Genomic DNA, 23,661 nt, shown 5'->3' on the forward strand with positions numbered 1-23,661 from the left:
AACACGACCGTTAAGCCCTCTAGCGCCGATGGTACTTGGACCGCAGGGTCCTGGGAGAGTAGGACGCCGCCAAGCAATCGAAAGACACGATCGTATATAAGCGATCGTGTCTTTTTCTGTTATTTATGAATTGTAGGAATTATGATAACTACCACAGGCTGTTTTATTTATCGTAGTCCGTTGAGATAAAACTCATTTTATACATAAAATACTGGCCTTCCCATCATCGAAGCTGTGATACAATAGGTGGGGTCTATATAGAAACGGAAACACGCATGAGTACGAGGAGGAACTGGAACACGATGAAATCAGCACCGTTTATTGCAGTGGAAGGTCCCATAGGAGCCGGGAAAACAACGTTGGCAACGATGCTTTCCCAGGAATTGAATCTTCCGCTGGTGAAGGAAATTGTAGAAGAGAATCCCTTTCTGGCTTCCTTCTATCAGGATATAGATGAGTGGAGCTTTCAGCTTGAAATGTTTTTTCTATGCAACCGATTCAAGCAACTGGAAGATACGGGTGCTCACTATATTAAACAGAACATACCGGTCATTTCGGACTATCATATCTATAAAAATATGATTTTTGCCGATCGTACCCTAAAGGGAACAAAACGGGACAAATACCGTCAAATCTATCATCTCTTAACGGATGATCTGCCGAAGCCCAATCTGGTGCTTTATATCGAAGCTGAACTCGATACCTTAATGCATCGCATTAATAAACGTGGACGGTCTTTTGAGCAGGATATGGACCCAGCGTATATGGAACAGTTAATTGCAGATTACAAAACAGGCATGGCCTACCTGGCTAGCAGCCCGAATCCGCCGGTTATCATTAAGGTGAATGCGGAACAGCTCGATTTTGTAGAACATCCTGAACATTTCAAACACATTGTTAATCAGGTAAAGGAGTATATCACATGAACAACTATGGCATTCCGGCGAATGCATTAATTACGGTAGCAGGTACCGTTGGAGTGGGCAAATCCACACTAACAGCTGCCCTGGCAGAGCGATTGAATTTCAAGACTTCTCTTGAGCAAGTCGACCACAATCCATATCTGGAGAAGTTCTATCATGACTTCGAACGTTGGAGCTTCCATTTGCAGATTTACTTCCTGGCAGAGCGTTTCAAGGAACAGAAGAAAATCTTTGAACTGGGCGGCGGATTTGTACAGGATCGTTCCATTTATGAGGATACTGGCATCTTTGCGCAAATGCATGCGGATCAGGGCACAATGTCGGCTACGGATTTCGAGACGTACAGCAGCTTGTTTGAAGCCATGGTGATGACACCGTATTTTCCTCATCCGGATGTTCTGATCTACCTGGAGGGCAGTCTGCCATCCATTCTGAATCGAATTACGGAACGTGGACGGGAAATGGAGATCCAGACGGACCGTTCCTACTGGGAGCATATGCATGAGCGCTATTCAGTATGGATTAATCAATTTACGGCTTGTCCGGTACTGCGTTTGAACATCGATGAGTATGACGTGAATGACCCAGCATCGGTGGATGCCATTTTGGCACAGATTGCTGCTGTTATTAAACCGTCTAAGGAAGTCTAAATAAGAAATCACTATAATTTCGCATCCTCTCCTATGCCAATAGGAGGGGATGTATTTTTATTTTACAGTGGAGCTTTATGCTTTGTAAGAAAGTACAGGAACCATACGGCATGCCTTTGCTCGTCTGTGGCAGCCCGTCTAAATGTTTCTTTAATATGGGGGTCAGTGGCCTGATCTGCAGCATCAGAATAAAATTCGACGGTCTGTTGCTCATCTTTGAAGGCATAATGAATTCCCGCGATGTATTCGGATGGACAATCCTGAGCGATTTGGACAGTGGGCTGAACTCCCGTCAAGGATACATAGATACTAATAAAATATTGAAGATGCTTCATTTCATCTTGGCGAATCTCCAGAATACGCATTTTTTCTTCTGTAGTCGGTGCCAATTCAGCAAGTTTGGTATAACAGGCAATAGCTGATGATTCTCCGTTTATTGCTTTCGTAACCTGAGCTATGATCATGCTGTCATTCCGATAATAAGGATAACTGTACAAGGGAGTTGCTCCTTCCATACCTCTTTTTACAGCATATTATGTGGATCATAGGCAAATGTGCCGCCTGTTCTAAAAATCAATAATCTGCTTACCTAAGCATAGAAATTTGTTAAATAAAAGCATATTTTGTGGTTTCATAGGAAAGGTGAATTCTGGAAAATAAGCATAAGCATGACTCAGGAAGGAAAGTCAAGGTGGAAGAGAAACAAGGGATCAAGATCGGCATGCCAATCGTTGGTGGTTTATTGGCAGCAGTTGTAGGGGGTATTGTGTGGGCAGTGATCGCTGCCATGACGGAAAGAGAGCTTGGGCTCATTGCTATTGTCATTGGGGCGCTCACAGGCTATGCTGTTGTATTGTTCTCGAACAAACAGATCGCGACGGTACATAAAGTCATCGCAGTTATATTTGCACTTATCGGCATTTTGCTTGGGAAGTATTTGACGGTGGTGTATTTTACATCCGAGTTGTTCAGCGATGCGAACATGATGGATCTGGTATTCGATGGTGAGATGGTAAGTGCATTTGTGGAAACCTTTACGGATTATTTCAGCGAGCCGGTTGATCTGTTATTCATCGTACTGGCGATCGTATCGGCATGGCAGATTCCAGGACGGATGGCAAAGACCAGTCTGGCATCGGATGCATCGTCATCTGATCATGCTCCAAGAGCTTAATTGATCCTACTGGAGAATGCAGAACCGTTGTGGAATGCAGGATAGCAAACATAAAAAAGGCGTACTCAGAGTGAATGGACTGAAAGGCTCGTTCACATTGCGGCTGAGGTACGAAAAGAGGGACGTAGCGCCAATGGCGTACGTCCCTTTTTGAATTAGAATAGTAAGAAATGGATCCAAGTGATGCATTATTTGTCCAAGTAAGCAATTGAATACCTAATGGCGGTGGGCATCGGTTGATGCAAAATGGAACTAAAGCTTATCACCTCATTAGCTGTTTTGATCTGCAAAGGTAGCCATGGCATCCCGCATAAAAACAGCCAAGCCTTCGCCGAATTGATCAATATTGCGTGTAAAGCGTTCGTCTTCCACGTACATCTGCCCCAGCCCTTTGAAGGCTTCAGGTGAATAATTACCCATGTTGTTCAGATAGGTGTACCATTCCGAGATACCGGCTTGAGCCTCGTCAGAGGTGGGGTCAATGTGACGAATTGCTGCCAGTCGGGTGTAGATTGAGTTCATTTGATCGGATAGGGCTTTTTGCTTCTCGGGAGGCTGGTTCTGTAATTTTTGGTTAGCCTGATCCACGGATTGGTCTCCCCAACGTTCCCGGGCTTCCTGCTCATACGGATTATGACTGAAATTAAATCCTTCGAATTGTTCCTTGGCTGTCATTTTAATCTCTCCTCTCACGTGTTGAACCGATTTATCAATGGTGGCAATCATTTGGTCCAATCGCTGGCGCTTCTCCAGCAGAATATGGCGATGCATATTTAGGGCTTCCTCCTGATCGAAAGAGGGATTGTTTATAATCTTCTTGATATCTTTCAGAGAGAAATCGAGTTCTTTAAAAAATAAAATCTGCTGCAGCATTTCCAGATTGGCATCTGAATACAGTCGATACCCGGCAGAAGTCACTTCGTCCGGTATTAACAGTCCGATCTCATCATAATGATGCAGTGTGCGCACACTGATCCCGACAAGTTCGGCTACTTCTTTTACTTTCATGGCCATGATTGAAACCTCCTTACACCATCGATTGTACAGCGTCACGTTACGTGAGAGTCAACAGGTGAAAATGGAAAAATAAGATGCGAGCATGGAAACCGCATCTTGAGAGTGGATTGGGTGACTGAAAACTAAATAAATGTGTAAATGATTGAAAGCTTGGATAATTTCAATAATCCGTCGCTTATGGGAGTGCTGCTTGTTAATGTTATTGACTGTTGCACTGTATGGGTAGCGACTGCCTCATCTTAATGGAGAGGAGGCAAAGTGTTGTTAGGCTGCACCAGGCACTTGGTGCAGCCCACGGGCTGGCGGTGCAGGGAGCGCATGGCTACGCCTGCATCCCGCGCACCGCCGCAGCGAACTGCGCAGCCGCTGCGCGCACGTCGGCCGCGCCCGCGATGGCGGAGATGACGGCTACGCCGTCGGCTCCTGCCGCCATCACGGCGGCCGTGGTATCGGGCGTAATGCCGCCGATACCCACGAGCGGAACTGCGATGCCTGCGGCGCGCAGTTCGGCCACCCCGGCGGGGCCCAGCACAGCGTGGGCATCCGCTTTGGACGGCGTCGGGTACATGGGCCCGACGCCAAGATAGTCGGCGCCCGCCTGCACCGCACGGCGGGCTTCCAGCGCGGAGTGGGCGGATACGCCAAGCATCCGCCCTTCTCCGATGCGGGCGCGTACCAGCGCCGCGTCCGCATCGTCCTGGCCGACATGCATGCCGTCGGCCTCCACCGCTACAGCCAGCTCTACATCATCGTTCACGATGAACGGTATGCCGTGCTGGCTGCACACCTCGCGAAGCCGCATCGCAAGTGTGATGCGTGCTTCGCCAACCAGAGCGCCAGTTCCTTTTTCCCGGAACTGGAACAGCGTAATGCCGCCAGCGATGGCCTGGCGAAGCACCTCCACCGGGTCACGCGTCGTATTCACGCTGCCCATCACCAAATACACCTGCATCGCACGGCGTATCGCTGCTGCATCCAGATGGCGCATCACTGCTCACCTCGCTGTCTGCGCTGATACGCAAAATGATTCGTCGGCCCGTGCCCGGCCCCAATCCCTAGCTCATCTTCGATAGCCGCCTGAATGAATGCTCGCGCCGTCGTGACGGCAGCAAGCACAGAGGAGCCCTTTGCCAATTCGGCAGTAATGGCTGCAGAATACGTGCATCCCGTTCCATGGGTATGTCGTGTCACCACTCGAACATTCTCCAGGTAATGAAATGACTGCCCATCATAGAGCACATCGACAATCATGCCACTTCCCTGATCATGACCACCCTTCACCAAAGCATACGTCGAGCCCATCTGCACGATCCGCTTGGCAGCTTCTTCACGCTGACTCAAATTCATAATGGACATCCCGGTGAGCAGCTCGGCTTCCGGAATATTCGGTGTCGTGATCAGTGCATGAGGCATTAACTCTGTAATTAGGGCCTGAATGGCCTCCTGTTGTAGCAGAGGGGCTCCGTCCTTGGCAACCATAACCGGATCGATGACCAGATTGGACCAGCCGTATTGCTGCCATTTCTCGGCGACCAGCCGAATGATCTCGGCACTGTAGAGCATGCCCGTCTTCACTGCTGTAGGCTGAAAATCATCACCGGTCGAATCCAACTGTTGAGCGATACCCTCATATGAGATAGGGAAGACGCCCTGCACACCTGTTGTATTTTGGGCAGCAATGGCTGTAATCACGGTCATGCCGTATACGCCGAGCTCCTGAAAGGTCTTCAGATCGGCCTGTATTCCGGCGCCGCCGCCATTATCCGAACCTGCGATTGTCAAAGCCTGCGCAATACTCATTGCGCACCTCCATCAATCTGGCGAACCTGTGCCCGCTGTGCGAGAACGTCAGGTGTCACTTGGGCCAGTTGGTTCAGCAATTCAATTTGGAAGCTGCCCGGTCCCAGATCAGCGGTTCGCTCCGCGGCAATCTCTGCTGCAACGCCATAGAAAGCGAGTGCTTCCACAATACTGCCCAGAACGTCTTCTCCCGGTTTTGCTATAGCTGCAAAGGCACCAATCACGGAGCTAAGAAGACAGCCTGCGCCGGTCACCTGAGTAAGCAGGACATGTCCATTACTCGTCAGGAAAGTCGTTTGCCCATCCGTAATGACATCCTCGCGTCCGGTAATGACGACTACACAGCCAAGTTTCTGCGCTGCCCGTTCAGCTATTCCGATTCGATCTCCCTCGCCTTGACCTGCATCCACGCCTTTGATGCTCCAGCTCTCACCGATAACATTGGAGACTTCCGCCACATTGCCACGCAACACAGTGAGGCGAAGCTCACGTACGAGCATCTGAACAGTTTCCGTACGGTATGGGGTTGCCCCAGCTCCAACCGGATCGAGCACAACGGGCACGTTATTTACATTCGCTGATTGACCAGCCAGACGGATCGCTTCAACTACCTTTTCGTCCAGAGTGCCAATGTTCAGTACCACCGCTCCCGAAATTTTGGCGACATCAGCCACTTCTTCATACGCATAGGCCATAAATGGAGATGCACCGAGTGCAAGCAAACCGTTGGCGGTAAAGGGAGCAACAACAATATTAGTAATGTTATGAATGAGTGGATTTTGTGTACGAACACGTTCCAGATAAGACATATAAGTTCCTCCTTATAAGAAGCAATTTGATCAACAAAAGCAGGCACGGTTACCCTTATACGCATAAGTTTGCAAGCTTGTTAGATAGCAAAATTTTCATAAATGATTGAGTTAAAGGTCATTCTCGGATAGCTAATTGACTACTTTCAGATTTTCTTTGATCTCATCCAGCATCCGATTCCTTACTCCCCCTGCAAGTTGATATAAGCATCCTCAGTCTTCACGGAATCCGGAATCAGTTCACTTTGAACAAGCCATGCACGTACGTTTTCCCAAGAAGAGGCGTCCTGCCCGCCAAACGGCTGACCTTTTTCATTCATCAGTGGCAGTAAAATATTCAGGCTTTTGGTTTCGATCTCCGGGTCAAGTGGAGAGGTTTCGTTCTCATGCGCAAGCAGAATGTTCAGCGCGTCCTCGGGGTGCTCTGTCACATATTTCTGTCCTTCCTGCATCGCTAGGATGAAGCGGGTAAGCTGATCTTTTTTCACTTCAATGCCCGCATCACTTGCAGTGAGGACCAGTTCATAATAATCAGGTACGCCGTAATCAACGGGACTGATTGACTTCATGGCATGGCCTTCCTTTTCCAGAATCAATTGCTCATGGTTAATAAAACCGCCCATAATAGCATCTGCCTGCCCGGAAGCCAGGGAAGGAATCAGGTCAAATCCCACATCTACCAGATTCATCTTGTCGGGATTACCTCCATCCTGGCTGATCATGGTACGAACCATTGCTTCATACAGAGGAATTGAGGAATAGCCGACCGTCAGCCCTTCAAGATCTTTTGGCGACTTCACTTTACCGTCTGCTTCAGTTAATAGATGCACGAGCGGATGCCGAACGACGGCCGCAATGGAACGTACAGGAATATTCTCCCCGCGCGCAAGCAAAATTTGCGGCTGGTAGCTTAGCGCCAGATCGATTTTTCCGGCAGCAACCAGTTTGAGTGAGTCATTGGTATCGGCAGGCATCTGGACATCGATATCCAGACCTTGGTCCGCGAAGTATCCTTTCTCTTGAGCAACATAGATGAAGGAATGCACTGCATTCGGATACCAGTCGAGCATGATGGACAGCTTGTCTTTGGAATCCACTGACGTTTCGGTCGCAGATGATTCTGTATCTTTTGTATTGGAAGCTGAATCTGTAGCAGGCGTGTTGGTGCCCGTTTTGCTGCATCCGCTGACGATCAGGAATAGGGCTACGAGCAGGAGGGGGAGCAGGGAATAGATATACTTTTTATTCATAACTTAAAGTTCCTCGTTTCCTTATTTTCTGTTTTGAGATTTACCCATTCTACATACCGGGCGATTGGAAACGGATGTACTGCAATAGATTTCCAGCCGATAGTAGGGGGATTACACTAAGTACGCTAAGTCTGTCCCGCTAGGTCTACTTCCGAGAGTTATCCAGCTTTACTTTGGCGTGCATGACGTTGTCTACCGAATCTTCTCTCCAGCCATGCAATGAGTACAAACAGGGCGATACCAAGCAGGGATAACAGCACAATGGCGGCGAACATGGCATCTGTGTTCATGTTGCTCGACATTCTGCGGCTGAAATAGCCCAGTCCCTTGCTTCCGCCGAGCCATTCCCCAATCGTTGCACCAACCACACAGTACACCACAGACATTTTCAGTCCCGAGAAGAAGGAGGGAAGGGCAAGTGGAATCTGGAGTTTGCGAAAAATATCCCACTTGCTGGCCCCCATCGTCAGCAGCAGTTCACGCTGCTCCGGATCACCCTGGCGCAGGCCATCGTAGGTACTCACGACAATTGGGAAGAACGCGATCAGGAATACCACCGCGACTTTGCTCCACAGCGTGTAGCCAAACCACAGGATGAATACGGGGGACAAGGCGATCAGCGGGATCGTCTGACTGATTACGATGAAGTGATATAAGGCCTTTTCCATTGACCGATTCATATGCATGCCTGTCGCAAGTGCAATTCCGGCGCCGATAGACAAGCCAAAACCAACGACAACCTCCATCAAGGTATTGGGCAGATGTGTTGTCAGCAAGAGGCGACGATGCTCATACAGCGAACTAGCAATCGACGTCGGGGCTGGAATGATGAAGGAAGGCACCCATCCCATACGCACAATCCACTCCCAGATGATAAGCAGCAAGAGCATGAGCAAAAGAAACAGACCATAACGGGTAAGCCAAAGTATTAAGCTATCCTTCATGCTGTCTCTCAAATTACCGTTTCGCATGCAATTGTTCCTCCAATAGTCTTCTCATCTGAACGAGAGCCGGTTCGTAGATCATGTCCGAATGTCTTGGACGCGGCAAGGGTACGGTCATATCCTGCAGCTGATGGCCTGGGTGTCCCGGAGTTAACAGGATAATCCGATCACTGAGCAGCAGGGCTTCTTCAATGTCATGCGTGATAAACAACACGGTTTTGCCCAAACCTTCCCACAGCTCCAGCAGCCAGCGATGCATCTCCCGTTTGGTCAGGGCATCGAGTGCGCCGAAGGGTTCATCCAGCAGCATGAGCTGGCCGCCTGTCAGCAAAGTACGAAGCAGCGCAACACGCTGGCGCATACCGCCCGACAGCTCGTCCGGGTAAGCATGCGCGTATCCGGTTAAGCCAAAACGGTCGAGGCCAGCCAGGATGTCCGCTCGTATCCTTGCCTTGTCCTGCCGTCCTGGAGCAAGTTCAGAAGGGAGCATGCAATTCTCCATGACGGTTCGCCAGGATAACAGGAGATCCTTTTGCGGCATGTAAGCCACCTGGCCCAATCTCTTTCCTTCTTGAATCCAAGGAATTTCAATGGTTCCGTGGGTTGGCTCAAGCAAGCCTGCCAGCAGCTTGAAAAGGGTGCTTTTACCGGAGCCGCTCGAACCAATAAGCGAGACGAATTCGCCCTGAGCTACACGCATCGACACATTGGAGAGCACGGGGGAATCCCTTTTTCCGGGGAAAGCATAGCTCATGTTGTGAATGGTTATGTCGTTATCCATCTCGTCCGTCCCCCCTTGTTATTCAAACTTCAAACTGCGGGATCTATAATTACACCTTCTGATCTGCCCGCAGAACGCGAAAAAGACCCACCCATTTCCGGAGAAATGAGTGGGTCTGTAAGTTCAATTCACATTAAGTTTCATCATCAACATGAAAAAATCCGCTTACTGAAAGGCCGCTCCACTTCCCTCCGCTGGTATGATCCAGATCAGGTTCAAAGGGTCCGAATCGTTCGATTCGTCTCAGCCGCAAGGCTCCCCTAGTGCAATGTTCAAGATATGCAGTTGTGTATTCAGCATATATCACAATGAAGCAGAATGTAAAGAGGGCGGCCTAAAAGAAGAGTGAGTAATGTGAGTTAGGAAAGTAACCCAAGATTCTAACCGTTTGAATGAACAGCGAATTAAGCTCTTCGATCAGACGGGCAATCTGCTCAGATGTACAAGTAAGAAGACGCCCGGGAAGGGGGGAAAAGGAAATTAACATGCGGGTCGATTTACCTTGGCCCTCTAACCCGATATAATAGTGGTGGCACATATGGGCCGGATCATAAATGAGGGTGGGACTGTTCTCCCTCCTAAGCAGAATGGGGACCCCGAGTTGAAAACGTTCAAGAAAGTATATATTGAGATCACAAGCATATGTAATCTGGCATGCAGCTTCTGTCCGCAGACCAAACGTGCCAAAAATTTCATTGACCCTGAAGTCTTCAACAATATATTGGATCAGATTAAACCCCACACTAAACATATTTATTTGCATGTCAAAGGTGAACCGCTGCTTCATCCCAAAATTGATCTGTTACTGGATTCCGCACATGAGAAAGGATTCAAGGTCAACATTACGACGAACGGTACGCTGCTGCCCAAGACCCAACACAAATTGCTCGGCAAACCAGCGCTGCGTCAGATGAACTTTTCCCTGCACAGCTTTGATGGTCACGAAGGTTCCACAGACCGTGAGGGCTATCTGGGCAACGTGTTGTCTTTTGTACGGGAAGCCGTAAAGCACAATGTCATTATTTCATTCCGACTCTGGAATCTGACACAGGATAACTTCACGAATGCCCAGATGAGTAGAAACCGGGAGACGCTGGAGGTTCTTGAACGGGAGTTCAATCTGGATTTTCGCATCGAGGAGAAGGTTGTGCCGGGGAGTGGTGTCAAAATTGCCCCGAATGTGTACCTGAATCAGGACCACGAGTTCCAGTGGCCGAGTCTGGATGCACCGGAAGATGACGGCAAAGGCTTCTGCCACGCGCTTCGCAGTCAAGCAGCTGTTCTGGTCGATGGAACTGTAGTCCCATGCTGTCTCGATGGCGAGGGTGTAATTAATTTAGGCAACGTTCATGAGAAGTCGTTCTCGGAGATCGTGGACGGTGAAAGAGCCAACAATCTGTTCTATGGTTTCTCCAAACGGGAAGCGGTGGAGGAATTATGTCGGAAGTGCGGATATCGTCAGCGGTTTGGAGCCTAAAGCGTAATTTAATAAATAAAATTAGAGATCAAAATAATAGAGATCACATTGTCTGGAAACAGATGAAGTGGTCTTTCGTTTTTTCTAGAACGATAAAGGAGTATCTAACCATAGATTATGACTTGTAAATAAGGCATACCCGAAGTTGAGATCGGCATATTTCACGTTGGAGTGCGCTGCAAAAAATGCCGAGATCACAGGCATGATGCTGTCGTTTCCATATCTAACCTAATGATTATTATCGTTACATCCCTTTTTTGGTAGGATCAGGGTAGGTTCCGAACCAGAGGTGCACCTCTGAGAGGTTCCGTGAGGACAAGCTTATGTTTGTCCGCCAATCTATCAGAATAAGGGAGGCTTTAAGTTATGAAAAAAATGTTGACGTTGTTGCTGTCCGCCGGTCTGGTCGCTTCATTATTCGGTGCAATTCCAGCTTTTGCTGCACCTACCGTTGTAAACTCAACGATTATTGTAGCCAAGGGTGAAACGTTTGACGGCAAAGGCCAAACCTATGTAGCTAATCCCTCCACACTGGGAGATGGATCTCAAGCGGAAGATCAGAAGCCGTTATTTCGATTGGAGGCAGGCGCTACGCTCAAAAATGTGATTATCGGTTCACCTGCAGCTGACGGTGTTCATTGTTACGGTAACTGTACGATATCAAATGTGGTTTGGGAGGATGTAGGCGAGGACGCTCTGACTCTGAAGTCAGCTGGAACGGTCAACATTACGGGCGGGGCAGCTTACAAAGCCTATGATAAAGTGTTTCAAATCAATGCAGCGGGGACGATTAACATTAAAAATTTCCGTGCAGACGATATTGGCAAGCTGGTGCGTCAAAACGGCGGGACGTCCTTTGCGGTGAATATGACACTCGACAACTCAGACATTTCCAATGTCAAAGATTCCATTATGCGTACGGATAGCAGTACATCACAAGGGAAAATTACAAATACACGTTACTCCAAAGTACCGACTTTGTTTAAAGGCTTTGCATCGGGTAAAACAAGTCAATCCGGGAATACGCAATATTAAAAAGGATGTATGGTTTGAATGAAAGGTTCCTCTAAACGATATGAAGCTTACTCATTAAAGGGCTGTCCCATAAGTCATGAATATGACGAGGGACAGCCCTTGTTCGCGTTATTTTGGACTAACGAAACTGACACACGCTATTCGCTGCCATTTGCACCGATCTAAGATGTAACGAGTCACAGAGAGGTTATTTCATCGATGGGGTCGATTTTTGGCTTGGACGCCGCTTTTGCACTGAAATAACTTCACTGAAGTTCGTTAAAATTTTGCATGCCTTGAGAATTGGCAGTCTACAAGGTGCGGTAGATTCGTTAGAACGTTGCAAGCTTGACGCATCACGCTGACCAGCGGTGTGGTCAAGCTTACGGAAATGGGAGGCCCTTTCGAGACAGTCCCATGGTGCGTTGCGAAGGTTGTATGCAAGAAATATGCCTTGAAGCAGAAGCATATTATCACAAGAAAAAACATATATTTAACCACTCGATCTCAAAGGTGATGCATGGTTTTCCCTTAACGGGATTGTCACAAATACCCATGTGTTGTACAGTAGAAGCAATGAAATAAGTGAACCGGGAGCTCAATGAAGTTGGGCTGAGAGAGCGGCCTTGTGCCGCTGACCGTATATCTGATCTGGGTAATGCCAGCGTAGAGAACATGATTTTGCGATGTGCAATGGTAAGGGTAAAGAATAGATGATAAATGTCAGCGTTCTTGGGTGTAGCGGTTTTTTTTGATGCGCACGAAGGATGAGGTCGTTTGTATCTACTTTTTCTATATCCGCTTACTGCGTAGCATCGTAAGAATTGTAAACTGTGCGTATGGCCTGCCTGGGAACCGGGGAGGCTTTTTTTGTTTATTTTATTGTTTATTTTATAAATCAAGGGAAACAGAGGAAGGAAGTAGAGAACATGTCAACAGCAGTACGCAGCAACAGATTGAAATTAACCGATATTCTGGTAACGATCGTGATTGCAGTGGTATTCGGGGTGATCTACAAAATATGGGGACCTACGTATGATCTGATGAAGCCATTCGGCGTTCATGCGGAGCAGATGATCTATGGCATGTGGTTTATGGCGGGCACGTTTGCTTTTGTCATTATCCGTAAGCCGGGCGTGGCTATTCTCGCTGAAGTTGCGGCATCAACCGTAAGTGCTTTTCTGGGTAGTGAGTGGGGCATGTCCACACTGGTGTATGGCTTGTTTCAAGGACTGGGGGCAGAGATATTCTTTGCTGCAATGCTGTACCGAAAAACGAACCTGTTCGTCACCTGCCTGGCAGCCATTGGAGCAGCAGCGGCTTCGCTTTTGTTGGATTATCAGTACGGGTACATCGATTCACTCTCGGCGTGGAATTACACGTTGTTTATCGGCTTCCGCTTCATAGGCAGTATTCTGATTGCGGGTGTATTCGCTTATTATCTGGCCAAAGCGTTGGAGCTGACAGGGGTTACGCGCTCGCTCAGACCAGTTTCAAAGCAGGATTATGAGGCATTGGACTAGATGATCACGAAGGGGAATGCGCAGGCGGCAGGTGTTACGAATCTAAGATGCAAGTTCCCGGGAGAGAAGGCCTTGGTGTTTCAAGGCTTGTCTCTCTCTGTGCGTCAAGGGGAGAAAGTGTTGTTACTTGGACCCAGTGGCTCTGGCAAATCGACCTTGTTGCAAATTCTGAGCGGTCTGATTCCGCGATCTGTGGAGATTCCGATGAAGTGCGACGATATTCAGGTGCCTGAACAGCCCGGCATTGTTTTTCAAGATCCGGATACCCAGTTCTGTATGTCATATACGGATGAAGAGATTGCTTTTGTCCTTGAAAACCGAAATATTCCGCGTGAGCAGATGCCAGCTCTTATCCATCAATACTTGGAACAAGTAGGGTTACACTTTGAACATAATCGTACGCTGATCCAATCGATGTCTCAGGGCATGAAGCAGCGTCTCGCTATAGCTTCGATTCTTGCGATGGAGCCGGACGTATTGTTTCTAGATGAACCGACCGCGCTGCTGGATGACAAGGGTACCTCCCAAGTATGGGATACGGTGAAACGGATCTCGCAGGACAAAACACTGATTATTGTCGAGCATAAAATTAATGAGATCGTCGAGTGGGTTGACCGAATCATCGTGTTGTCCCCGGAGGGTAAAATCGTGGCGGATGGCCCGGCGAAACAGGTGTTTACGGATGAACGGCCTATGCTGAGAGAATACGGAATCTGGTATCCAGGTGTATGGGAAGAGCGAGGCCAGACGAAGAAAGAGGCGTTAGCAACATTATTAGGAGGACAGTTTTCCTATGGATTCGCTGATACAGATAACGACGAGGGTGAGTGCGATCAGGCTTTGGCCAAACAGCAGCCAGCCCTGGAAATGCAGCAATTCACCGGATGGCGTGGGAAAACCCCGTTCATTCAGGTGGAACAGGCCAAGGTATGGCACGGAGATTGGGTGGGGATTGTCGGGGTTAACGGGGCAGGTAAAAGTTCATTATTGCTGTCCTTGATGAATATCCTGAAAACGACAGGTCATTATGCTGTGGAAGGACATTTGGCCGGGAAAACGGAGCAGCTTGCCAATCGCATTGCCTTTGTATTCCAGAATCCTGAATTTCAATTCGTGACAAATACGGTCCGGGATGAAGTGGGATTTTCCTTGCTGGGCGGCAAACTAACTGCCGAAGAAAGAAATGTTCGAACTGATCATATGCTGGAGCAATTCGGACTGACCCATTTGGCACAGCGGCACCCGTACCAATTATCCATGGGACAGAAGCGCCGCTTGAGTGTGGCGTCTGCTCTGGTGCGAGAACAGCGTATTTTGTTACTGGATGAGCCTACATTTGGACAGGATGCGCGCAATACCTTTGCTATGCTGTCACAGCTGGAGCGGTTGCGGCGTAAAGGTACAGCCATCATTATGGTTACACATGATCGTGAAATCGTGAACAGGTATTGCACAAAAGTCTGGAGGGTGGATGAGGGGAGGTTAGCCGATGCAGCTCTCGTTTCCTCATCGTGAGACCTGGCTTCACGCGGTAAATCCGGGATTGAAAATGATTTTCCTAACGTTACTGTTTGTCTTCGTCATCCTTGTTCACAATCTGAATGTCATGGCTAATGTGGCGATTGTCATGCTGTTATTGCTGGGCTGGACAGGTCACCCATGGCCCAGATTATTACTGTATGCGTCTCCGTTCATTCTGGTATTTATATCAACCTCTACGGGTATGATCATGTTTGGTAAAGGCGAGACCACCTGGTTTAAGTGGGGATTGATTCATATCACGGAAGAGAGCTTTTATCGCGGGTTGCATCTGGGATTTCGTTCACTCAGTATGGCGGCGGCTGGATTATTATTCGGCCTGACGACCAAACCTGTTCGTCTCTTTTATTCCCTTATGCAGCAGTGGAGGCTCCCACCCAAGTATGCCTATAGCTTTCTGGCGGCCATGCGCATGATTCCCATTCTGCTGGATGAATTCCAGACGCTGCGTTATGCCATTCTTATTCGGGGAACGATGCAGCGCGGCTCTCGCTGGAACGTATACGGCATGCTGAAACGATATACAATTCCGCTACTTGCGCAGAGTATCCGCCGTGCGCAGCGAATGGCGGTGGCGATGGAAGCGAAAGGATTCAAGGAAGGCGGGAGCCGGACGTACTACGTTCAGATCGGGTACTCTCAGGCGGATCTTTGGTTTGTGGGGTATTTTATCATCATGTTAACGGCGGCTTATATATTGGGGATCACATTCCCGTATAATTCAATGCTTGTGGATGTAAGGTGAGACCTGTAATTATTTCATGCTTGGTAAATAAATTTGGGAGTAACAGTAACTTTTCCTTGTTCAAAACGTCTTTATTGGAAATAACTTCAAATAGATGAGGTGAACGAGCGTGAAGAGAGGGTCGATGTGGCAAAAGACGGGGTACCTATGGATCACTGTAGCTGGAGTATCGGCCGTACTGGTTACGGGGTTCATGCTGGTGGAAATGGATACGGAACCACGGGCAGGACAGGGCTCCGGTTCGACAACTCAAGCCTTGTCTGCACAAGCGAAAACGACTTATAAAAAGGGAGATACCTTGAATTTGGAGGCAGGTATGCCCCTGTACACCCAAGTTATCGATAACAAAGTGCCCGCTGATCGGATAGAAATACAGTACTACACTTCCAGCAATGAGAAAATTAAAGTACAAGCCGTTCGCGGCGAATGGATCAAATTCGAGGATTACAGCAGAGGGGAACTCTGGATTCCCGGCTGGTACGCATCCAAGGAAAGTAGAAGCATGAAGACTATAACTCCCCAGACTTTCAGTCTTCGTTCCGGAAGTAAGCTGTATCTGGCTCCAGGAAGCTCGACAAGCTGGTCTCCAAGTCCATCGCTTACAGACCAGGCGGTGATTGTTGCAGCATCGAAGGATTGGTATGGCGTTTCCATCGCTCCACGAATCTGGAACAAGGAATCATTCACTTATCGACCTGCACTGCTCTGGATCAAGGCACAGAGTATAGAGCAGCAAGTCATTGTAGCGGATGGCTGGTTTCAACAGGATGCATCGCAGTCCGCGTTGGCTGTACGCCATTTGACGGATATCATGTTGAACAAAAAAACAACCTCCAAACAAGTCAAACAATGGCTCGGTGAACCGGACTGGAAAGAGAATTCGGCCAATTTGAATGACACGGGTTATGTGATGAGTATTGGACAGACCTGGCGATATGAGCGAGCTGATGCCCAATTTTTGGTGACATTCAATAAGAACGGCAAGCTTGCCAGAACACGCTGGAACATACCGCAAGATGATCGAAATAATGTGGTGTCCGATTGGAGCTTCGGTCGTTCGGATGAATATGAATTCACAACCAAAATCACAGGCAAATCATTGCCGATAACATTACCTTGGAAACCAATATGGACGAATCAAGGGGATATCAACTATACCTTTTTGCAAGCAGCGACGGATGATGTGCTCCTGATGAAAGGGGATGACGGTGGATTTAGTGGGGGTTACTACGAAGGTTCCATATACGCCCTTGATCGTCATTCAGGCCAGAAACTATGGCAGGTTAATTCAGGATATGGTGCGCTGCAAGCATATATAGATGCCAACCGTGAAGCTGTGACGATCTATACAAGTTATGACCCTGACCAGAAAGAATACGTGGATCGTATACGCCATCTCCGGTTGAAGGATGGAGAGGTCACCTGGGAGTACACCCCACAGAAACAAATCAGATTGAAAGGCATTACTGCCGCAAAGAATGTATTGATTGTAGATAACCCAGCTGCTGAAGGCTCAAGTAATGGGCGAATAACGGTACTGAACAGTCTGAACGGAAAAACATTGTGGACGCGGAAGCTGAGTACAGGATATCAACTGTTGAACCAGAGTGCAGATGATCCCTATGTGATGTATTGGGAGAAAAATAAACTGGTTGCAGTCGATCCGAAGTCTGGCCGAACCGTGTGGAGTTTGAAATCCAAACGATCCACCATAGAACAACTTGTGAATGATTCCTATTTTGACGGAGTCGAACGTCTTGATCCGTTTGCGCCAGCTCAGCCCGAACGCTGGATGTTGCAAGATCATCAGTGGGTACTGCTTGATCTCAACACAGGTGCACAGCTGGCGAACTTCCCTGCTCGGGAAGGACAGAGATTTGAGGTGCTGAATGATGGCATGCTGTTGATCCGGGAGAACAAAAAAGGCGATCATTATGGAGAATTTGCAGATTTTACAACGACACTATACGATCCGAAAAGTAATAAAAAGCTATGGGTAATGAACGGCAAGATTGAACGAGGGTTTGTGGAGGACGATCAATTATATGTAATCAAAAACGGATATCCGGCAGCTCTTGCATATGATTCAGGAGAGACACGTTGGAATGCACAAAACACGATTGCTGCTCTGCGATACCCTACCAATCAGGGGAGTTACCTGGTGATTGATGATCAGCTTTTGCTGCCGATGGGTGAGGATCTTCTGATCATGGATAAACATGATGGTACCTTGATGGGCCGTGTGCATGACGTTGTGATGGGTGACCCGGAGCATCGGAATCGGGATGCGAAGAACGGAACTATAAACCGGCTTGGAAATGAAATCTATATCGGGTCGTCCAATGGACGGTTTAGCATATATGAAGCAAGTGACTTGAACATAAGTATCTCACGTTAAAGCTTGTTTCATGTCGAATGATGATTTATTATAAATAAACAGGATTGCTCGCGCTCCGGTTATCGGCTGTGCGGGCTTTCTTCATGTGTTCTTGAAGGACCATGTACGATCAATCGCAGGAGGAATCTCCCATGATTTCATTATACGGGGTAAGCAAGCGTTATAACGAGCGTGGGTCCCGTGAGGATCAGGGATTCGAGGCGCTAAGCTCGGTTTCCCTGGAAGTAGGCCAGGGAGAGATCCACGGCATTATCGGCTCCAGTGGTGCGGGGAAATCTACACTTCTGCGCATGCTCAATGGATTGGAGAAGCCGGATGACGGCGAAGTCATTGTGAATGGGCAGCACCTGACCCGGATGAGTGAGCGGAGTCTGCGTCAGGCTCGAAGGTCCATTGGCATGATTTTTCAGCACTTCAATCTGGTTAGCAATCGGACAGTGATGGGCAATGTCTGCATGCCTTTGGAACTCGCTGGCGTCTCCCGTTCTGAGCGGCTTGCGCGGGGACAGGAAGTATTGAAATTTGTCGGACTTGAGGATAAGGCCACTCAGTATCCTGCTCAGTTAAGCGGAGGGCAAAAGCAACGTGTTGCCATCGCAAGAGCACTTTCCAGCCGTCCGGATGTGCTGCTCTGTGATGAACCAACATCATCCCTTGATCCACAGACAACGAGTGGGATTCTGGATGTGCTGCGTCATGTCCACGAAACGCTGGGTGTGACTATTGTGCTCGTTACGCATGAGATGGAGGTTGCCCGAAAGCTTTGCGACCGGATATCGGTGATGAAAGAGGGACGGATTGTCAAAACACTGTCGGAAGTCGATGTACGCAGCATACCGGTACCACAGCCTGATCTGCTGACATCCTTGCTGATGGGTGAGGATATATCCATTATTGGATCTAATACCTCTCTTCATAGCGGCCAGGAGGACCATAACGATGATACCTGAATCCGTTGTGAAGTATCAGCATGAAATTTGGCAGGCCATCGGTGAAACCTTTGTTATGGTGGGGATCTCCATCACAGCGGCAGTGTTAATCGGGTTGCCTCTGGGTACACTGTTGTATCTGTTCAGAAAAGGGCAACGTTATCAGAATCGACCTCTGTTCATGATTCTGGGAAGTCTCGTCAACATCATTCGTTCCTTCCCGTTTCTGCTGCTCGTCGTATTTATGATTCCGTTCACACGTCTGGTCGTTGGAACATCCATCGGGACGCTTGCGGCAACCGTCCCGCTCTCGATCATCGCAATTGCTTATTACGCCAGACTGGTAGAGCAGGCATTGCTTGATGTACCGAAGGGTGTGGTTGAAGCTGCTTCATCCATGGGTGCATCGACGTTACAGCTTGTGGTGAAATTCCTGTATGTGGAGGCCCGCTCAAGTCTCGTACTCGGCTTAACAACGGCAACCATCAGTTTCATCTCATACTCTACGGTCATGGGGATTGTCGGTGGGGGTGGAGTTGGTGATTTTGCTATTCGTTACGGCTATCAGCGATTCGAGACGGAAATCATGGTATTTACCATTATCATTATGATTATCCTGGTGCAGATGATCCAATTTACAGGCAGCAGATTGTCCTGCTGGCTTGATCGCAGATCCTAAAGAGGACAGGCCAGCAAAGAAAGAATGAAATACAGCATGTCCAATACAGATTACATGATGAAGGGGTAAATATACAGATGAAGGCAAAACTAATGCTCATGCTGCTGGCAGTAACGCTGGTTGCAGCCGGATGCGGCAAAAAAGAAGAAACACCTGCGGCGGAAGGAACCAAGGAAGGTAGCCAAGCCGGACAAGAAGTAACGTTGAAAGTAGCTACTTTGATTCCGCCAATGACGGATGTGTTGGATATTGTGAAGCCATTGCTGAAAGAAGATGGTGTTAATCTGGAAGTCGTGGTACTTTCGGACAACGTTCAACCCAATACTGCACTGGCAAACAAAGAAGTGGACGCAAACTTCTTCCAGCACGTGCCTTACATGAATCAGTACAATGAGGCGAACAACGCCAATCTGGTAGCTGTGCAGCCAATCTACAATGCGATCTACGGAGCGTATTCCAAAAAGGTTAAATCCATGGAAGAACTGCCTGAAGGTGCAACGGTGGCGATTGCCAACGATCCATCTAATATTGGACGCTCGCTGGTCATGATGGAGCAGAATGGCCTGATCAAGCTGAAAGAAGGCGTCGGATTCAATGCAACACAGGCTGACATCACGGAGAATGCGAAAAACTTCAAGTTCAAAGAAGTGGATCTGTTGATGTTGGCCCGCATGCTGGATGATGCCGATCTGGTTGCCATGACTCCAGCTTATGCGAGTCCGCTTGGACTTACACCGAAGAAGGATGCGCTGTTTACGGAGAAGGATGATTCCCATTTTGCCATTACGTTGGTTGCCCGGGAAGATAACAAGGATTCGGAAGCCATTCAGAAATTGGCGAAGCGTATGGCGGGTCCAGAAGTGAAAGCTTTCTTTGAAGAGAAGTATGCGGATATTGCGATCCCGGCTTTTCAATAAGATCCGGTCCATTGCAATTGAACTAACGGCAATGATCCGATCAGAAGATAACATAAAGATCCAGGCGAATTCGCCTGGATCTTTTTTGGTTGGAAGCTGTTACGAGGTAAAGGAGAGTCCGTTTTTATCAGGGTAACCTTCTGCTTTTGGTTCCATGAGGCGGATTAATTTTCGCTCCGTAGCGGTGTCTGTTGCAGGTGTGTAGATGCTGCATCGCAAATCAGCATTTCCTTGAACCTGTAATGAAGTGAGATCAAACAGCATCTTGCCTGCTCTGGAATGTCGGAATTCTATTAACACATCCGGCGCACTGCTAACACTGCTTTGTTTCCAAAGGGTATGAAAATCAGGATATCGGTCCATCATGTCATCCAAAAACAGGTTATACCATTCATCATCGACATATTGACCGTAATAAGCACGAAAAATAGCCAGAAATCCGCTAACAAAATCCTCCCAATTGACGGCCAGTCTCCGGAATTCCTTTCGTTCAAACAATAAACTGATCATGTTCCGCTGTTCAGCAGGAATCTGTTCAAAGTCCATAAACACATGACGGGCCGCGTCGTTCCAGCCAACAATATGGCAGCGTCGGTCCGAGATGATTGTGGGACAATTGCGAAGTTCCTGCAATATTTTCTGCAAGGAAGGGTGAATTTGGAGGGGTTTCTCATCCAGGATGTAAAGCTCCGAATGATACTCCAGAGCAAGGGAAAATAAATACTTCCGTTCATCCGCAGTCAGCTTGAGAGCTGAAGCGATGTTATCGAGCACAGAATGAGATACCTGAATATCCCGGCCCTGCTCAAGCCAGGTGTACCACGTCGTGCTTACACCAGCCAACTGGGATACTTCTTCTCTTCTTAATCCAGGCGTTCTTCGCCGGGAGCCAGCGGGTAATCCGACGGATTCCGGAGAGATTTTGGAGCGTTGGTTTTTCAGAAAAGCGGACAGTGCCTGCAGCCTGACATCATGGTTCATGCCATCACCTTCGTTCCTGAGTTTATCATGGTAGTCATTATACTATTATAATTGACAACTTGTAATAGGATAATACGAATGGCAATATTAGTGCATAACTGAACGATACAAGTATGGAAAGAGCACTGAAGGAGGATACATGATGGAGCGTGTAGTTATTACTGGAATGGGGATTATCTCTCCTTTGGGGAATGATGTGCATACATTTTGGAATGGATTGGTGGAAGGCAAATCGGGAATTTCGCCTATTGAAGCGTTCGATACAACGTCCTACAAAACGAAGATAGCAGGAGCGGTCCGTGATTTTGACGGAGAGACACGGTTTGGACGAAAGGAAGCACGGCGCATGGATCGGTTCGTGCAATTTGCTGTTGCGGCAGCAGATCAGGCTCTGGCTGACTCCGGTCTGGAAATGGATCATGTGGACAGGGAACGGGTTGGCGTGTATATCGGTTCCGGCATCGGCGGAATCCAGACTCTGATGGAACAAGGCAAACTCCTGTCTGAACGTGGGCCTGCACGAGTCAGTCCAACACTGGTGCCTATGATGATATCCAATATGGCTGCGGCCATGGTGAGCATGAGGTTTGGTTGTTGGGGGCCCACTCTCTCGCCAGTGACAGCCTGTTCGATCGGTAATACCGCGATAGGTGAGGCTTTCCGGCTGATTCGTCATGGCGGAGCAGATGTGATTTTTGCTGGCGGGACGGAGGCTGCTGTCACCGAAGTATCGCTGGCAAGCTTCGGCAATGCAACGGCGCTATCTACACGAAATGAAGCGTATGAAGGAGCGAGCCGACCATTTGATGCAGGCAGAGACGGTTTTGTCATGGCTGAGGGCGCCGGGGTTCTAGTTGTGGAGTCCTTATCCCACGCGCTTGCGAGAGGTGCAAACATCCTTGCGGAGATCGTTGGATATGGTGCCAGTTCAGATGCGTATCATATGGTGGCCACCCATCCGGAAGGGCGGGGAGCATACGTGGCCATGAAAGCAGCTCTGGCGGATGCGCAGCTTCAGTCGCATGATATTGATGTTATTAATGCTCATGCTACCAGTACGGAGGCGGGTGATCTCTCCGAGACCCGAGCAATCAAGCAGTTGTTTGGTGCAGAAGCCTATCATATTCCGGTAACGGCAAACAAATCAATGACCGGGCATATGCTGGGAGCGGCTGGTGGGGCGGAAGCCATATCACTCATTCAAAGCTTGCGTAGCGGCATCATTCCGCCGACGATCAATCAAGAGCAGGGCGACCCGGAGTGTGATCTCGATTATGTACCCAACGTTGCACGAGAAGCGGATATGCAGATTGGCATGTCCAACTCATTTGGCTTTGGTGGTCATAATGCGGTTATTATTTTGAAGAAATATTCATCTTAACAATACAGAGAACAGTGACTGTCCTAGGGCGCACTGTTCTCTTTTTATTTGCTGTGGGAAGACTGATTCGGCTGTGAAGGTGCTATATAGGTCATTAGTTCGCTAGTTGCATGTAAATATGAGGATTGGCCCATGAATATGGTCGGAATATTCGTTAGAATGTTCAATAGGGGCACATATGTACGCATATTTAATTGAATAACGAACTAGGACGAAGCTTAAGTTTGGTCCATTTTCCTTGGTGGTATAGATATAAGGGCGGATTGAGGCTTCTTCTAACATAAAGCTATACATAGGAGGGAACGCAGTGAACGTATGGATTACGGTGAAAAGTCTGGGGAAACGCAAGCCGGCACTTGCCAAACAAGCTGCCGAACTTCCGGAAACAACCGATACGCTGAGACAGCTTATTAAGAACATGGTGGCTCAGCAGCTCAAAGCTCTTCAGGACAAGAAAAGTGAAGGGGAATGGCTTGCCTACCTGATGTCCGAGGATATACATGAGCAGGGGGCAGCAGGCAAAGTGGGCTTTGGCGCGATTTACAACGAAGGGGTTCCTGATACAGAAGGCGCCATGGATACCGCTATAACCGCATATGAAGATGGGTTATTCAAAGTGTTTCTCAATGATGAAGAGCTGCAGGGACTGGATGAGCCGTTGATTATACAGGAAGACGATAACGTGGTATTCATCCGTTTTACCATGCTTGCCGGGCGTCTGTGGTAGAGA

At 48.3% G+C, this 23,661-nt stretch carries 23 protein-coding genes, 1 rRNA gene and 1 riboswitch; of the genes, 15 read left to right on the forward strand and 9 right to left on the reverse strand.

All coding sequences use genetic code 11. From position 1 onward, the window contains the following. The 3 genes from rrf to P5G61_RS26455 all read left to right on the forward strand — a co-directional run. Positions 1–75 (forward strand): 5S ribosomal RNA (rrf, locus tag P5G61_RS32110); the annotation flags it as partial. Between the two features lie 227 nt (positions 76–302). Then, on the forward strand, positions 303–926 hold the full coding sequence (locus tag P5G61_RS26450) for a deoxynucleoside kinase (RefSeq protein ID WP_301249201.1): 624 nt from the start codon (positions 303–305) through the stop codon (positions 924–926). Further along, positions 923–1,573, forward strand: a complete 651-nt coding sequence (locus P5G61_RS26455; RefSeq protein ID WP_301249202.1) for a deoxynucleoside kinase — start codon at positions 923–925, stop codon at positions 1,571–1,573. The genes P5G61_RS26450 and P5G61_RS26455 overlap by 4 nt, the downstream gene beginning before the upstream one ends. Positions 1,574–1,635: 62 nt before the next feature. Here the strand turns inward: P5G61_RS26455 and P5G61_RS26460 are convergent, their stop codons facing one another. Then, positions 1,636–2,070 (reverse strand): ferritin-like domain-containing protein, encoded by a 435-nt coding sequence (locus tag P5G61_RS26460; RefSeq protein WP_301249204.1) that lies wholly within the window; start codon positions 2,068–2,070, stop codon positions 1,636–1,638. A gap of 194 nt (positions 2,071–2,264) precedes the next feature. Between P5G61_RS26460 and P5G61_RS26465 the strand changes: the two genes are divergently transcribed. Continuing rightward, on the forward strand, positions 2,265–2,747 hold the full coding sequence (locus P5G61_RS26465) for a hypothetical protein (protein ID WP_301249205.1): 483 nt from the start codon (positions 2,265–2,267) through the stop codon (positions 2,745–2,747). Positions 2,748–3,017: 270 nt separating this feature from the next. Here P5G61_RS26465 and P5G61_RS26470 read toward each other — a convergent pair whose 3' ends face one another. The 7 genes from P5G61_RS26470 to P5G61_RS26500 all read right to left on the reverse strand — a co-directional run bounded on the left by P5G61_RS26470 (position 3,018) and on the right by P5G61_RS26500 (position 9,348). Further along, positions 3,018–3,761, reverse strand: coding sequence for a MerR family transcriptional regulator (locus tag P5G61_RS26470; protein WP_301249206.1), 744 nt, complete (start codon positions 3,759–3,761; stop codon positions 3,018–3,020). Positions 3,762–4,086: 325 nt separating this feature from the next. Next, positions 4,087–4,752, reverse strand: coding sequence for a thiamine phosphate synthase (gene thiE / locus P5G61_RS26475; RefSeq protein WP_301249207.1), 666 nt, complete (start codon positions 4,750–4,752; stop codon positions 4,087–4,089). Next, entirely contained in the window at positions 4,752–5,564 is an 813-nt protein-coding gene (gene thiD / locus P5G61_RS26480; protein WP_301249208.1) for a bifunctional hydroxymethylpyrimidine kinase/phosphomethylpyrimidine kinase, read from the reverse strand. Before thiD ends, thiE begins: the two co-directional genes overlap by 1 nt. After that, a complete protein-coding gene (gene thiM / locus P5G61_RS26485) occupies positions 5,561–6,373 on the reverse strand; it encodes a hydroxyethylthiazole kinase (RefSeq protein ID WP_301249209.1) in 813 nt (270 codons plus the stop codon). The genes thiD and thiM overlap by 4 nt, the downstream gene beginning before the upstream one ends. A 182-nt stretch (positions 6,374–6,555) precedes the next feature. Then, positions 6,556–7,623: an ABC transporter substrate-binding protein gene (locus P5G61_RS26490; RefSeq protein ID WP_301249210.1), complete on the reverse strand. Its 1,068-nt coding sequence runs from the start codon at positions 7,621–7,623 to the stop codon at positions 6,556–6,558. Between the two features lie 158 nt (positions 7,624–7,781). After that, positions 7,782–8,594: an ABC transporter permease gene (locus P5G61_RS26495; protein WP_301249211.1), complete on the reverse strand. Its 813-nt coding sequence runs from the start codon at positions 8,592–8,594 to the stop codon at positions 7,782–7,784. Next, a complete protein-coding gene (locus P5G61_RS26500; protein ID WP_301249213.1) occupies positions 8,581–9,348 on the reverse strand; it encodes an ABC transporter ATP-binding protein in 768 nt (255 codons plus the stop codon). Before P5G61_RS26500 ends, P5G61_RS26495 begins: the two co-directional genes overlap by 14 nt. 169 nt (positions 9,349–9,517) lie before the next feature. After that, a riboswitch (TPP riboswitch) is annotated at positions 9,518–9,620 on the reverse strand. A gap of 329 nt (positions 9,621–9,949) precedes the next feature. Between P5G61_RS26500 and P5G61_RS26505 the strand changes: the two genes are divergently transcribed. The 9 genes from P5G61_RS26505 to P5G61_RS26545 all read left to right on the forward strand — a co-directional run bounded on the left by P5G61_RS26505 (position 9,950) and on the right by P5G61_RS26545 (position 20,569). Continuing rightward, a complete protein-coding gene (locus P5G61_RS26505) occupies positions 9,950–10,825 on the forward strand; it encodes a radical SAM/SPASM domain-containing protein (RefSeq protein ID WP_024628996.1) in 876 nt (291 codons plus the stop codon). Between the two features lie 366 nt (positions 10,826–11,191). Then, positions 11,192–11,860, forward strand: a complete 669-nt coding sequence (locus P5G61_RS26510; protein ID WP_301249214.1) for a pectate lyase — start codon at positions 11,192–11,194, stop codon at positions 11,858–11,860. A gap of 908 nt (positions 11,861–12,768) precedes the next feature. After that, on the forward strand, positions 12,769–13,362 hold the full coding sequence (locus tag P5G61_RS26515) for an ECF transporter S component (RefSeq protein ID WP_301249216.1): 594 nt from the start codon (positions 12,769–12,771) through the stop codon (positions 13,360–13,362). Then, the gene (locus P5G61_RS26520) at positions 13,363–14,877 is read left to right on the forward strand and encodes an ABC transporter ATP-binding protein (RefSeq protein ID WP_301249217.1); all 1,515 of its coding nucleotides are present in this window, start codon (positions 13,363–13,365) and stop codon (positions 14,875–14,877) included. Further along, the gene (locus P5G61_RS26525; RefSeq protein WP_301249219.1) at positions 14,852–15,646 is read left to right on the forward strand and encodes an energy-coupling factor transporter transmembrane component T family protein; all 795 of its coding nucleotides are present in this window, start codon (positions 14,852–14,854) and stop codon (positions 15,644–15,646) included. Before P5G61_RS26520 ends, P5G61_RS26525 begins: the two co-directional genes overlap by 26 nt. 109 nt (positions 15,647–15,755) lie before the next feature. Beyond that, positions 15,756–18,044, forward strand: coding sequence for an outer membrane protein assembly factor BamB family protein (locus P5G61_RS26530; RefSeq protein ID WP_301249220.1), 2,289 nt, complete (start codon positions 15,756–15,758; stop codon positions 18,042–18,044). Between the two features lie 131 nt (positions 18,045–18,175). Continuing rightward, positions 18,176–18,994, forward strand: coding sequence for a methionine ABC transporter ATP-binding protein (locus tag P5G61_RS26535; RefSeq protein WP_301249222.1), 819 nt, complete (start codon positions 18,176–18,178; stop codon positions 18,992–18,994). Beyond that, positions 18,984–19,652 carry a methionine ABC transporter permease gene (locus P5G61_RS26540; protein ID WP_301249223.1) on the forward strand — a complete coding sequence of 223 codons (669 nt, stop codon included), beginning with the start codon at positions 18,984–18,986 and terminating at the stop codon, positions 19,650–19,652. The genes P5G61_RS26535 and P5G61_RS26540 overlap by 11 nt, the downstream gene beginning before the upstream one ends. A 77-nt stretch (positions 19,653–19,729) precedes the next feature. Continuing rightward, complete coding sequence (locus P5G61_RS26545) at positions 19,730–20,569, forward strand: MetQ/NlpA family ABC transporter substrate-binding protein (RefSeq protein WP_301249224.1); 840 nt, start codon at positions 19,730–19,732, stop codon at positions 20,567–20,569. A 99-nt stretch (positions 20,570–20,668) separates the two neighbouring features. Here P5G61_RS26545 and P5G61_RS26550 read toward each other — a convergent pair whose 3' ends face one another. After that, positions 20,669–21,550 (reverse strand): helix-turn-helix transcriptional regulator, encoded by an 882-nt coding sequence (locus tag P5G61_RS26550; RefSeq protein WP_301249225.1) that lies wholly within the window; start codon positions 21,548–21,550, stop codon positions 20,669–20,671. 142 nt (positions 21,551–21,692) lie between these two features. Between P5G61_RS26550 and fabF the strand changes: the two genes are divergently transcribed. After that, positions 21,693–22,931: a beta-ketoacyl-ACP synthase II gene (gene fabF / locus P5G61_RS26555; protein WP_301249227.1), complete on the forward strand. Its 1,239-nt coding sequence runs from the start codon at positions 21,693–21,695 to the stop codon at positions 22,929–22,931. A gap of 307 nt (positions 22,932–23,238) precedes the next feature. After that, entirely contained in the window at positions 23,239–23,658 is a 420-nt protein-coding gene (locus P5G61_RS26560) for a hypothetical protein (RefSeq protein WP_301249228.1), read from the forward strand. Positions 23,659–23,661 lie beyond the last annotated feature (3 nt).

The organism is Paenibacillus vandeheii, from assembly GCF_030433635.1.
Lineage (GTDB): Bacteria > Bacillota > Bacilli > Paenibacillales > Paenibacillaceae > Paenibacillus > Paenibacillus vandeheii.